Here is a 13,527-nt window from a genome sequence, read left to right on the forward strand (position 1 = left end):
CAATTTATCTTTTCGTTCTTTAACGGCGCAAAGATATGGCAGCTTCTTATAAAAGCAATTATTTTTCTATCATTTTTTTCTATAAAGACATAAAAATTTTTTATATTCCAACAAATAATTGATTTTTAATGATTTATAATTATTAATAACTAGTCACTGGTCACTAGTCACTGGTCACTAGTCACTAGTCATTAGTCACTAGTCGTTGGTCACTAGTCACTAATCATTGTCTTCATTGACAGACAACTTAAACTTAGGCTCTAGGGTTACTTTTTTGGCAATATAGAAACCGTCCTGCTTATAGTCTTTATAGACGAGGTAGAGATTCTTAGTTCCTCTTATCAGTTGGAACAATTCCATAGGGTTCATGGCTCCATAGAAATCACTATAAAGAATAAAATTCTTCATATCAGCTTCATACACCAAGCGTCTTGGATTATCTCCCTTGTCATTGATATAGTAGAGCTCATACGAAGGCCAAGCCTTCTGATCCTCCATGACATAGTTTTTCTTCAGTAGTCCCCCTTCTACCAAAAATTGCACGGAAGGACTGACTTTATCTTCCTTATAGATACGATACTTAGCATACTCTATATCCTTCGACATCACCCCCACCGTATCCACTTGAGAATGCTTGTCTATGATGATATAGAGCTCATCCAACTCCTGAGCATAGGCATAGGTAGTTGTGATAAAACAAAGAAAAAAGAATATTCTCATTAGTGATTAGTGATTAGTGGTTAGTGATTAGTAACTGATTTCCGCCCGCTGTCCTCTGACTACTGACTACTGTCCGCTGTCCGCTGACCTCTGCCCGCTGACCAGTAACAACCGACAACTGATTTCGTCCTTCTTGAGTTGTTCTTTGAGGGCTTCTAAGGAATCAAACTTGACCTCGTCCCTAATAAAATCTATAAAGTAGAGGCGTATTTCTTGCCCATAGAGATCCGCATGGAAATCAAAAAAATATACTTCTATACTCTCTCCTTTGCCCTCTATGGTAGGATTTTTGCCTATGGAAAGCATCCCATAGACCTTTTTCCCCCCGATGATGCTATACACGGCATAAACCCCTATCTTAGGAATGAGCTTGTAAGGGCTCTCCACTTGCAGATTGGCTGTGGGATAGCCTAAGGTACGTCCTAACTTCTGACCATGTATTACTTTCCCTGCCAAGGAAAAATCATAGCCTAAGTAGTGAGTAGCCGTTTGTATATCTCCACCAGTGAGTGCGTGTCGTATTTTAGTAGAACTAACCGAACAGGAATCTACCTCTTGTACGGGAATTTCCTCCACTTGGAAATGGTATTGCTCCCCAAAAGCCTTCAATTCCTCTATCCCTGCGGTACGATTCTTCCCAAACCGATGATCATAGCCTATAATAATCACTCGTGCCTTGAGCTTCTCCACCAACAAGTCTCGTACATAGTCTTCTGCTGAAAGAGCGGCAAACTCCTTACTAAAGGGTTGTATGACAAGCTGCTCTATCCCATAAGATTCCAATAGCTGAGCGCGTTCCTCTATTGTCTGGATCAGTGCTATAGGGGAAGAAGGATTGAGTACCATACGTGGGTGTGGGAAAAAAGTGAGCAGTGTAGGAGTCAGCCCCTGCGCCTTGGCAGTAGCTACTACTTGGGCAATGATGCGCTGGTGTCCTACATGTATGCCGTCAAAGGTGCCTATGGTCAGGACACTCTCCTTTGAGGGGTGAAAATGTGCTATATCGGTGATCAATTGCATACTTGGTGATTAGTCCTCTTCCTTGCTGGCAACAAACAAGAATTTTTTCTCCTCCTTGGTAAGGCTATCATAGCCACTCTTGGAGATTTTATCTAAAATAGTGTTGATGCGCTCTTCCGTTGCTTGGTTTGGGTATTTACCTTGATAGGCTGTTTTTGCTTTACGCTTGGGTAGCAAGCGCCTGAACCCTCCCTTCAGATGAAGAGCATAGAGGAAGCCCACAAGAGCGCCCCCCAAGTGGGCGATATGTCCTCCTGCATTGCCTATGGGAATACTGACCAGATCTATCAGTACCAAGAGTGCTCCTATCGTCCATAAGGGTATGGAGAAAATCCCAAAGAGGTATATTCTATACGAAGGGGTATAAGTTGCCAAGAAGAGCAATGGTGCCATAATCCCTGCCGAAGCTCCTAAGAGATAATCATCATGCCCTGCAAATACAGGAAGTACCGCATAGAGCAACATAAAGAGAAGCCCTCCTGCTACTACTCCCCCTACGTAAATAGACAGAAAACGCTTGGGGGTAAATAGATTCATGAACAAGACCCCTACGAAATAAAGCATAATAGCATTGAAGAAACAATGCAGGAGACTTGCATGAAAGAGGCTATAACTAAGCAGTGTCCATGGCCTTTCTGCCAAGAGATAGCTGTGTTGCCAAAGCGCGAGATAGTCCCTTACAAAAGGCACCTCTATCTGCCAAAGAAAAGCTATGAGCAAGGGAAAAATATATGCACATAAGTACCCTATCATAAGTATATAGATGATACCCAGCGAGTGCTTAGCCCATATATTTGTCGCTATTCTATTCATTATCTGTTTTTCTTAATATAATCGGCGATTGTTGAATAAGTTCTTTTGCCAATACTTCATCAGTATAAAACCAATCAGTGCTCCACCTACATGGGCGAAATGAGCTATGTTACTACCAAAGATAGAGAATCCTGTTACTCCTGAGAATAAGTCCAAAGCAATAAGGATCGGAATGAAGTACTTTGCCTTGATAGGAATAGGCAAAAACATAAGCATGAGTTCAGCATCGGGAAAGAGCATACCAAAAGCTACCAATATCCCATACACGGCTCCTGAAGCTCCTACCGCGCGGGTCATATAAGCCTCGTACATCTGTTGCACATCCTCTCCTGTAAGAGTGCTCGGATAGCTGATACGCCCTTCAGCAAAGGCTGCTATGAGTTGTTCTTTGGTGTAGTCATGAGCATAGAGCACATCGGCTACCTTATGGAACTCATAATAATTCACTCCCAGATGTAGCAAACCTGCTCCCAAGCCACAGGCAAAGTAAAATAGTATAAAGCGGTTACTGCCAAAATAACTCTCCAAAGGGACTCCAAAGGAGTAAAGAGCAAACATATTAAAGAACAGATGTGGAACCGATCCGTGCATGAACAAGTGGGAGAAGAGTTGCCACCAGTGGAACTCAGGATTCTCAAAGTAGTATAGTGCTGCCTTGTCTTGTATCACGGGTATAAAGACCGCTAGAATAAAAAACAGCACATTGGCAATAATCAAGTGCATGACCGCCCTGGTAATACTTGTCATAGTCAATAAGGAATTAGGCTTTTATGGATGTAGTTGCTTAATTTTCTCTGTTAGGCGAGGGACTACCTCAAATAGGTCTCCCACAATACCATAGTCGGCCGCCTTGAAGAAAGGCGCTTCTGGGTCGGAATTAATCACCACTTTTACTTTAGAAGCATTGACTCCTGCGATATGTTGGATAGCTCCCGATACACCCAAGGCAATATACAAGTCACAAGAAAGGGGTTTACCTGTTTGCCCTATATGTTCGCTATGAGGTCTCCACCCCATATCGGATACGGGTTTAGTACAAGCGGTAGCCGCACCTAAGGCGTCGGCAAGGTCTTCCACTATGTGCCAATTGTCGGGAGTCTGCATGCCTCGTCCTCCTGAAACGACAATGGCTGCATCATCTATAGATACCTTGCTAGTGAATTTCTCAGTTCCTACAAGGGTAATATGATCTTCCGAAAGTGTGGGGGCAAAGGTCTCTATCTCCGCCTGAACGGGAGCTTGCTTTACTTCAGTGGTATTCCCTGCAAGGGTGATCACCTGCTTCTGCGCCAAGGGCAACCAAGCGATGGCTTTGGAGGAGAATACTACCTTCTGTACTTTCCCATCCTTGGGTAGGGAACTTATATTGGAGAGGTAAGTGGCTCCCCACTTCACTGCAAAGACAGGGGCTAGGTAGCGCGTATTGGCGGAACTGGGCAGCAATACAGTACTAACTTGCTCCTTCTGAGCTACTTGTAAAATTAATTCTACGTAGGTCTTTACGGAAAAAGTAGTGAGCTTATCGGAGGTTACTGTAATGATTTTATCAGCACCATAAGTCTGCAAAACCGTAGCGTCAGCCACATTTACAGCAAGGGCTACTACCTTATCGGACAAGGCTTTGGCATAGGAGAGTGCCTCCAAGGTTTTTTTAGAAAATTGTCCTTCGTTATGTTCGGTATATACTAATATCATGTTGGGGGGATTAAAATAGTTTTCTTTTGTTATGAAGTTCGTCTATCAATTCGTCCAAATTGTCTGGAGAGATCATTTTGACAGGGGCTTTTTCTGCAGGTTTTTCTAAGGAATCAATAACCACCTGAGTGGTAGCCTCCACTGCGAGAAGTACTTCCAAGGGTGCCTTGCGAGCGGCCATGATCCCTTTCATACTAGGAATACGCATCTGCTCCTCTGGAATGAGTTCCTTTTGAGCGCCTATAACTACCGGTAGGGGTACTTCCAATAATTGCTTACCGCCATCTATCATGCGGCTTATCTGTGCCTTATCTCCTGCTACCGAGAAAGCGGTTACCTCATCTACAAAATTCAGATCAAGCAAAGCGGCCAACATACCACCTACCATACCGCCATTGTAGTCCAAGGACTCCCGCCCACAGAATACAGCATCATATCCCTTGGCTATGGTAGCCAACTGTTGAGCTACGAAGAAACCATCAGTAGGGGTAGCATCTATACGAATCATTTGATCCGCTCCATAAGCAAAGGCTTTGCGCAAAATAGGTTCGCTATCCGATAATCCTACATGCACCAAGGTGATATGGGCGCCTATCTCCTCCTTAAGTTGTAGCGCACGTACCAAAGCCGCCTCGTCACTCGGGTTAATAATAAACTGAACACCAGAAGGGTCAAAAGCCTTCTGGTCAGCAGTGAAATTTATCTGTGAGGTGGTATCAGGCACCTGATTAATACATACTAATATTTTCATAAGAAACTTTTTTATAAGGCACAAAGGTACAACTTAAAAATGAATAGTGAATACTGAATAGTGAAAAAAGTTATCCGCAGCCAGATAAAAAATAAAAGGTAAAAGGTAAAAAGTAATTGTGTTACCTTTTACTTTTTACCTTTTACTTTTTAGTTCTTTTAAGATTTTGGCACTAATGACTTATAAAACACAAAGCCAAAGCCAAAGGTGAGCATCAAGTGGAAAGGAAAGAGTCCAAAGTCATTGAGCTTGATCCCGCTGTAAAGTCCAAAGAGGAAGTAGCACATGAGCAAGAACTCAAAAATGACATTGGCAGAAATCTTATTATTGACATATTTGTTGCCTTTCCAACTGTCCTTCAGCGAGCTGATATTGAACTTAGGGGTACGAACAAATTCGGTTTTCTTACCCCAATAACCTTGCAATACCGCTGATACATTGTGCCATGAGAAGCCCAAAGCGACAGAGAAGAAACTCAAGAATAGGGTTACATAATCTATAAAATCGTCAAAGGTCTTGCCCTGTATGTTCTTATAAGTAATCCAATAACAACTGAAGAGGATTATGGTACTAGCTATGAAGAAGCTAGTGAGCTTGAACACCCAAGAGAGGTGCGGGTAAGCATCCTTGATATACATCATCGGTACACTTAGAATCGCCACGATAAATACATAGAGGAACATAGAGCTGTTGAGCAAGTGCATCACCCCATGGAACTTTGTCTTCCAACCGATATTCTTGGAAGCTAAGATATTGCGAACTGACTTACGGAATACCTCTGCCCCTCCTTTGTTCCAACGGAACTGTTGGGAGCGTGCCGCAGAAACAACCACTGGCAATTCGGCAGGAGTTTCCACATCCTCCAAGTACTTGAATTTCCAGTTTTTCAGCTGAGCACGGTAACTAAGGTCTAGGTCCTCGGTAAGGGTATCCCCTTCCCAGTTACCTGCATCCAAGATGGTTTTCTTTCTCCAGATACCTGCGGTACCATTGAAGTTGATGAAATGACCTTTGCTATTGCGTCCTACCTGTTCCAAAGTAAAATGGGTATCAAGGGCAAGAGCTTGTATCTTTGTGAGCAAGGAGTAGTTACGGTTAATGTGTCCCCAGCGGGTCTGCACCACCCCAATCTTTTCATCTTTGAAATAAACCACAGTCTGCTTGAGCCAATCAGGTTTAGGAAGGAAGTCGGCATCAAAGATAGCGATAAAATCACCCTTAGCAATAGCAGTACCATACTTAAGGGCACCCGCCTTGAAACCTTCGCGGTTTTCACGACGAATATGCACTATATCCAAGCCTGTTTTTTGTAGTCGCTCAATGATGCTTGCCGTTTCGGCTACTGAATCATCAGTGGAGTCATCCAAGACTTGGATTTCTAGTTTGTTCTTAGGATACTCCAATTTGGCGATATTTTCCAAAAGTCGGGGTACCACATACTTCTCATTATAAATGGGAAGTTGCACCGTTACATAAGGAATCTCATTGGGATCCAAGAGATTGAACTTTGGCGCCTCATTATTTTGCCTCTTGTTCTTTAGATAATTTACCGAAAGGTTCAGTATCGTAAGGCTATAAAAGAAAATCAGCAATAACGCTAAACAATAGATAGCCACTACAGTATAGGTTATGATAAGTCCTAAATCCATGATGAAAGTGGGTTTAAATCAGGGGGCAAAATTACGCATTTTTTCTAACAAAACAATGTTAAATGTTATTTTTTACAAAAAACAAGCTCCTTTCTTCTTACGAAGAAAGGAGTTGCCAAAATAATTTTAAAACTTATTTATTATGAAAAACCTTTACTATTTTTGGTATTTAGCATATTTGCTCTTGAACTTATCTATACGTCCTGCGGTATCTATAAGTTTAGCTTTTCCTGTATAATAAGGGTGTGAGGTACGAGAGATTTCCAATTTTACTAATGGATACTCTACACCTTCTACTTCAATGGTGTCCTTTGATTCAATGGTTGATTTGGTGATGAAGATATCGTCATTGGACATATCCTTAAAAACAACCAAACGATAATTTGCAGGATGTATTTCTTTTTTCATGATGTCTAAATATTTCTTCTGTTTGTTTCAGGGCGCAAAATTACTACTTTTTTTTGAACTGGCAAACAAAAATACGTTTTTTTATTAACAATGCCAGTGTTTAATCGCTAATAGTCAGCAACTAACGTAAATATAAAAAAGAGCAATCAGTATAACATATTGTGATTCAACACACTACAAAAAGTTCCTTTTACTTTTTATCTTTTATTTTTTACTTCTCCTAACTCCTCCAGTAGTGTTCCAAAGGACAGCACTTTCTCTCCAAATTGCTCATATAGAGTGCGCCTGTAGGTAGGTTCTAGGACAGATCGGAAATGAGCAGCCAACTCCTTATCCTCTGTCTCATATTGCAGACTAAAGGCGTCGCTATCGGGCTGGTCTAAGTGTATTTTTAGGAGTTTCACTTGGGAGAATTGACTCTGCTCAAGCCACTGCGGCAGATGCTCTCCAATCCATGCCTGCCACTGAGCAGAGACCTCAGGGGCTATGTGATAGGTTATATTGTAAATATATTTCATAATAGAGTGTTTCTTACAAGTTCCACTTAAGCCCCACAAAGTATGTACGACCGGGGGTTATACTCGAATAAAAGCTCGTTGTCGGAGTCACATAGTCGAAAAGATTGTCTATTCCCGCATTGACTACAAAGTGATAGGGGAGCTTCTTGGAGAGCTGCAACCGCCATATACTATAAGGCGCATAGTGGGTAAAAGTATCTTTTGCCTCATAGATGTCCGAACCACTGACCCATTTGCCGCTAAGAATCACATTGGGCAAGTACTTAAAGTCAGGTTGCTCTACATACTCCACTTTAGCAGTGAAGGTATGCGGACGTGTGTCGGATTCACTATTGCTAGTGATATAATAGGCATAAGAACCCTTCAGACGGAAATACTGATTAGGGCGATAGGTACCTGAAATCTCAGAACTTATAATATCCGTACTACCGGCAAAATTGACATAACGAATCGTATCATTCGTCTGTGTCCATCTGTAATTAATCTTGTCTTTTACTTTGGAATATTGAGTCATAGTTGTAATATTCCATTTTTTAGCATTGAAATCCACTGAAAGGGTGAAGTTATTGCTCGTCTCAGGTTTTAAGTTCTTGTTCCCCATAATCTGGAAACCACCTCCCCATGGGTGAAACCAATTGGTATAGAGTTCCTTGAGGGTTGGCGAACGGAAACCAGAGGAGTACCCTCCACGTAGGGTAAAGGCATCCACCTTGAACATACCCGAAAGGCGGTAGGTCAGATATTCCTTAAAGAGAGAATGGTAGTCCATACGTATCCCTGTAACCAAGGTAAAAGCATCGGAGAGCGCCCATTCCTGCTGGGTGAAAGCCGCATAGTTTTGGGCATTCTTCTTGGCCTCCTCCCCTGAGTTAGTAAAGCGGAAACTCAATAGCTCATCGGAATTAACCTCCGCCCCTGCCACCAAGGAGTGTTTCTCATAGAGGGTTTGGTTATACTGCCCCCCTACTCTTAGAATAGAGTTTTCATAACTCTTTTCCTTTTCATTCAGTAGGACATAGTATTTATATTTGTCATAGCGATCGTAAGCCGCCGAAAGACTTAGGGTCTTACTATCACTGATTTTGTAATCCGACTTGAGCGCCCCTGTATAGTTATAATACCTGTCTCGGAGCTTCTTAGAACTCTCAGTACCTGTATTGCGCTCACTAAAATAATAGCTAGGCGCCAGTGAAAGATTCCACCTAGGAGAGATATCAAAACTTAGCTTCGGGGTCGCCCCATAGTTCGTAAAACCTGCCACATTCAGTTCGCCCTTTTCAGAGAGTATCACTGAACCATTCTTATAAGTCTTTAGCGGCTCCTTATCAGTAAGGACATAAGGCTCTCTGAAATTATAAAAGGACGATAGGCGGAAACTACCCCACTTCTGTTTAGTACCCACCGAAAGATTGGTTTTGTGATCTTCGTTAGTGTTATAAAGATAACTGGCGCTCAGTTCCAAAGGCTTTTTGGTGTCTTTGGTAATAATGTTGATCACCCCACCCAAGGCATTGGAGCCATAGAGCGAAGAGGAGGCTCCCTTGATGATCTCAATACGCTCAATATTCTCCAAGTCAATACGGTCATAGTCAATATTGTCAAACGTCTCCCCTGCCATACGCTCCCCATCCATGAGGAAGAGTACATACTTACCTCCGAAGCCCATCATGTTGATATTGGGCATACCTCCATTGTAAGTAAAATTGATACCAGAGAACTCATTTTCCAAAAAGGTTTGGAAATCTGGTGCTTGAGATTTCTGAATCTCTTGAGCGGTAACCACTTGCACAGTGATGGGCACATTCTTAAGATTGCGTTCCGTGCGAGTAGCGGTTACTACCACCTCACCCACCTCTATTTCTTTGTCCTTACAGAGGGCAAAGATATAGTTTTTTTCATTCCTTTTGAGAGATACCTTAAAGAAATGTCCTTTGTAGTCATCTTGACTTACATAAAAATGATGTGTCCCCTTGGGAAGATCTTGGAAAGTGAATTGTCCTTCGACATTGGTGCGTACCGTCTTTTTTAGGGCAACCAGCTCCACCGTAGCTCCCGAAAGAGGTTCACGGGTCTGGCAATCGATAATAGTTCCTGTAAAGGAGTATTGTCCCCTTACCACCCAAGCGAAGAGAAAAAGACCTATGAATATAAGAAATCTTGGCATGAATCAAGGTATTATTATTTCAGCAAAAAGAATTGCTATACAAAAATAGCGTATAGCAATTCTATTATCAATATAGAGTAGGTATTTCTAAAACTTACCATCCTTGCTAAGGATGTATTGGAAGGAAGGGCAATTGGCTTTTGCCCCTTCATTATAGAAGTCTGTTACTTGGAACTTCACATAGGCTCCTTTGGCAGTTCTGATGATATAAACAAACTTGGTAGGTGCATATACACTTGGCCACTTTTGAGAATTATTGGGATGAAGAAATACAAAACCTGTAAAATCTTCACCCTCTGATTTAAAGCCTCCTGAGAGATAGTCCGAAAAGGTATCTTCTTTATAAGTCAATTTAGGATAGTTCCCATAAGCCATTGTACCTTTAGTGTCTAGCTTATAGTCTTCTTCTTTGGGAAGTGCATCAATTGGAGTGGAAAAGTCAGTTACATCCTTACCTCCCTTTATTACTTTCACTACCCCTGCTTTTCCTTTGCCTGATTCACCACCATTAAGCTTGGCATAGTAAGCAAAGAAAGCAATATCCCAATCCAAACTATTTTTAGGATTGGCAACCTCTACAATAGCATTTTTTTCAAATGAGTAATATACCCATTTTTCTTGCCTTGCATTAAGGTTCTTCTCCTGCTTTACTCCCGAAGATTTCTTCTCCTCCTTTTCGTCCTTACTACAAGAGGTAAGGGCAAAGAGACCCACTAACAAAGTAGTAAATAATGACTTTAGTTTCATGGTTTTTCTGTTTTATTCGCTTACTGTTTTGCTCAACTGGTATTTTAGCTTAGGAAAGCCTGGTAGTTTTTTATCTCCTACTTGTTTGTAGAAGTCAGTTACCTGTACCTTAGCATAAGTACCATCAGCCGTTTTGATTATATACACCCATTCGTTAGTACCAAATACATTGCCATATTTTTTCATATTAGCAGGATTGATTTCTATCATACCTGTTTTAGAAAGGAATCCTCCTGTAAGTACGGGAGAAACATTGGCTTTGATTTCGGCTTCTCCTGGACGCCCTTGGAATGTCTGTTCTTTGTCTTTTTCAAATCCTGTTTTAGGTGCTTCTGTAACCTTAGCAAAGTCCTTTTCTTCAGTCTTGAAAGCTTCTGCTTTTCCTTTACCAGAGGTGCCTCCATTGAGTTTTACAAAGTATTGCTTGAAAGCAATGTCCCATGAGAGGTCTTCAGCAGGATTTGCCGGAGTTACTTCTCCATTCTTTAGAGAGAAATAAGTCCACTCTGTTAAGGCTGATAACTGTACCTCTTTCACCTCATTTCCTGAGAAGTCTAAGGCTACTTTTTCCTCTTTCTTTTCTTCTTTTTTATCATCTTTACTGCAAGAAGTAAAGGCTAGCAATCCTGCGAGGATTGCAGGGGCTAAAAACTTTAATTTCATCTTAATCTAATTTTATATTGTTTGTGCCGGCAAAGATACGTTTTTATTTAGAATAAAACAAAATAATTCGATCAATTAATATTTATTAATCCTGACTTATTATTTAGTAACTGATAATCAAAACTCATATCATCCATCCCTTTGATTTATTGTTAGAAACAACCTATTGATTATCTCATTTTAATCAATTATTTTTATTTATTTGGAATTAATAAAAATAAAACGTACTTTTGCGCTCTGAAATTACACTAATTTTCCCTATATAGAGAATGAAAACCGTTTTACTCCTTACTTCTATATTCCTGAATAGCTATGCTTTATTGGCTCAAAAGGATACGCTTGACTCTAAAAAAATCATTAAGTTAGATGATGTAGTTGTTTCCGCACAAATAGAACCTCAATCCATCAAGAAATCTATCAAAAATGTACAGGTTATCTCTGAAAAACAGATCAAAAGTTTAGGAGCAACTAACCTCGGAGATGTGTTAAACCAATATGTAAATATCACTGTTATGCCTGATGGCGATTCGGGACGCTCTACTGTTTCTCTTTTCGGATTAGACGCGAGTTATTTTAAGGTTTTGGTAGATAATGTGCCCTTGGTCAATGAAGGAGGGGTGGGTAATAATACTGACCTGTCTCAGATCAATTTGGATGATATCGAACGCATTGAAATCATAGAAGGTGCCATGGGAGTCACCCACGGTGCCAATGCTATTACTGGTATACTGAATATCATTACCAAACGACATGCCGATAATAAATGGAATCTTACCTATTCCTTACAAGAAGAAAGTGTCGGAAAAGAATATAACCTTACCACCCGAGGCCGACATATCCAAAACTTCAAGGCTTCACATAACCTCAACGACCATTGGATGTTCTCCATAGGAACTACTCGCAACAAATTCAACGGATTCTTAGGTAACTACAATGGTAAATATGTATTGTATAACGACCAAAATAGAGGCTACCGCTTCCTACCTCGTAACTATTTGCAAACCAATGCGGTAATCAATTACAAGAAAGAACGCTTCAATACTTTTTATAAGTTTGAACTTATGAATCAGGACATTAGCTTCTATGACCGAAGTATCAAATCGGGCTATAATGACCAATGGGGGCGCTATAAGTTCGGAAACGACCGTCGCTATTTCTATAAGCGACAATTCCATCATCTCAATATCAATGGGAGTGGCTGGCTCAATTATAATTTTTCCCTCTCTTACCAGGAACAAACACGTGATGATGAGTACTTTAGATATATCATCAGCCGACGATTGGAGACTAACAATACCACTGAGAGGGTGGAGGCGATGAAGGTAGGCTATTCCAAGGGAGAACTATCTAAGAGTTTCTATGACAGAAAGCTCGCCCTTTCCATAGGATATGAAGCTACTAAAAACAAGGGGTTTGCCGTCGTAAATGCTGCTCAGAACAGAACCAAGGAGGTAAACGAAAGTATTGACAACTATGATGGTTTCTTAGTCTCTGAATATCACTTTACTCCCAATTTCTCTATGGGATTGGGCGGCCGTTATTCATTCCAATCTCTATTCGAAAACCAATATTCTTTCTCAATAGGTGCTCGTTATCTGTTACCTGAAAACCTCGAATGGCGTACCTCTGTAGGAAGGTCTTACCGTACGCCCGACTTCTATGAATTGTTCTCCAATATTATTTTTGAAGGACATTATTTCCTTGGAAATGAGAACCTTACCCCTGAAAGTAGCCTGTCTTTCGATACCAGCCTAAAGAAAATAACCCTCTTCTGTGATGACCTTATGATGAAGAACCAGCTTTCCCTAAGCCACAACCGTATCAAAGACCGTATCACCAATGCGCTCATCGGGTACGAAGGCTCTACCCCTAAGTATCAGAATATCAACATTAGCAAATATAATTACATCAACTTAGCTTCTACCAATGCTATCAGTTTGGATGAAAATCTCGAAGCCAACATAGGGGCTTCCTTTACTTGGATTTCTCAGATTATTAACAACAATGTCCACAAGACAGATGATCGCTATTTGCTCAATATGGGTATCAATGCAGGACTTACCTATACCCTCCCTAAGTGGGGCACTTCTGTATCGGGCTATTACAAATGGGCTGGCAAGTCTCAGCTATGGGCAGCCACTACCAATGGTTATATAGTCTCCGAAGTTGACCCTTACGGCTGGCTCGACGCTTCTATCAAACAGCCCTTCTTAGGTAAAAAATTAGAACTTACCCTTGGGGCAAGAAACCTCTTGGACATTACCGATGTCAAGCGTACGCTAACCACCGAAGGACACAATACTTCCTCAAGTGTATTGCTTGGATATGGAAGAACTTTCTTCCTCAAACTTACTTATAATTTGGATATTAACTATTAAT

13 protein-coding genes are annotated in these 13,527 nt (G+C 41.1%); 1 reads left to right on the forward strand and 12 read right to left on the reverse strand.

The genetic code is table 11. The features are described from left to right. Positions 1 to 219 precede the first annotated feature (219 nt). The 12 genes from Q0625_RS14260 to Q0625_RS14315 form a co-directional block, all read right to left on the reverse strand. On the reverse strand, positions 220 to 720 hold the full coding sequence (locus tag Q0625_RS14260) for a hypothetical protein (protein WP_298828705.1): 501 nt from the start codon (positions 718 to 720) through the stop codon (positions 220 to 222). Positions 721 to 786: 66 nt separating this feature from the next. Beyond that, positions 787 to 1,740, reverse strand: coding sequence for a bifunctional riboflavin kinase/FAD synthetase (locus Q0625_RS14265; RefSeq protein WP_298828707.1), 954 nt, complete (start codon positions 1,738 to 1,740; stop codon positions 787 to 789). Between the two features lie 9 nt (positions 1,741 to 1,749). After that, on the reverse strand, positions 1,750 to 2,553 hold the full coding sequence (locus Q0625_RS14270; RefSeq protein WP_298828710.1) for a rhomboid family intramembrane serine protease: 804 nt from the start codon (positions 2,551 to 2,553) through the stop codon (positions 1,750 to 1,752). Between the two features lie 12 nt (positions 2,554 to 2,565). After that, positions 2,566 to 3,300 (reverse strand): rhomboid family intramembrane serine protease, encoded by a 735-nt coding sequence (locus tag Q0625_RS14275; RefSeq protein WP_298828712.1) that lies wholly within the window; start codon positions 3,298 to 3,300, stop codon positions 2,566 to 2,568. A 21-nt stretch (positions 3,301 to 3,321) separates the two neighbouring features. Then, positions 3,322 to 4,248, reverse strand: a complete 927-nt coding sequence (locus tag Q0625_RS14280; RefSeq protein WP_298828714.1) for an electron transfer flavoprotein subunit alpha/FixB family protein — start codon at positions 4,246 to 4,248, stop codon at positions 3,322 to 3,324. Between the two features lie 10 nt (positions 4,249 to 4,258). Next, entirely contained in the window at positions 4,259 to 4,999 is a 741-nt protein-coding gene (locus Q0625_RS14285) for an electron transfer flavoprotein subunit beta/FixA family protein (RefSeq protein WP_298828717.1), read from the reverse strand. A gap of 158 nt (positions 5,000 to 5,157) precedes the next feature. After that, positions 5,158 to 6,648: a cellulose synthase family protein gene (locus tag Q0625_RS14290; RefSeq protein ID WP_298828720.1), complete on the reverse strand. Its 1,491-nt coding sequence runs from the start codon at positions 6,646 to 6,648 to the stop codon at positions 5,158 to 5,160. Positions 6,649 to 6,804: 156 nt separating this feature from the next. Further along, positions 6,805 to 7,056 carry a type B 50S ribosomal protein L31 gene (locus Q0625_RS14295; RefSeq protein ID WP_298828723.1) on the reverse strand — a complete coding sequence of 84 codons (252 nt, stop codon included), beginning with the start codon at positions 7,054 to 7,056 and terminating at the stop codon, positions 6,805 to 6,807. Between the two features lie 197 nt (positions 7,057 to 7,253). Then, complete coding sequence (locus tag Q0625_RS14300) at positions 7,254 to 7,574, reverse strand: DUF4286 family protein (protein WP_298828726.1); 321 nt, start codon at positions 7,572 to 7,574, stop codon at positions 7,254 to 7,256. 13 nt (positions 7,575 to 7,587) lie between these two features. Then, complete coding sequence (locus Q0625_RS14305) at positions 7,588 to 9,738, reverse strand: TonB-dependent receptor (RefSeq protein WP_298828729.1); 2,151 nt, start codon at positions 9,736 to 9,738, stop codon at positions 7,588 to 7,590. Positions 9,739 to 9,825: 87 nt separating this feature from the next. Beyond that, positions 9,826 to 10,485, reverse strand: coding sequence for an HmuY family protein (locus tag Q0625_RS14310; protein ID WP_298828732.1), 660 nt, complete (start codon positions 10,483 to 10,485; stop codon positions 9,826 to 9,828). Between the two features lie 12 nt (positions 10,486 to 10,497). Next, on the reverse strand, positions 10,498 to 11,148 hold the full coding sequence (locus Q0625_RS14315; protein ID WP_298828735.1) for an HmuY family protein: 651 nt from the start codon (positions 11,146 to 11,148) through the stop codon (positions 10,498 to 10,500). A gap of 269 nt (positions 11,149 to 11,417) precedes the next feature. Here Q0625_RS14315 and Q0625_RS14320 point away from each other — a divergent pair, with 269 nt between their 5' ends. Further along, on the forward strand, positions 11,418 to 13,526 hold the full coding sequence (locus tag Q0625_RS14320) for a TonB-dependent receptor (RefSeq protein WP_298828738.1): 2,109 nt from the start codon (positions 11,418 to 11,420) through the stop codon (positions 13,524 to 13,526). Position 13,527: the final 1 nt, after the last annotated feature.

The organism is uncultured Capnocytophaga sp., from assembly GCF_938029845.1.
GTDB lineage: Bacteria > Bacteroidota > Bacteroidia > Flavobacteriales > Flavobacteriaceae > Capnocytophaga.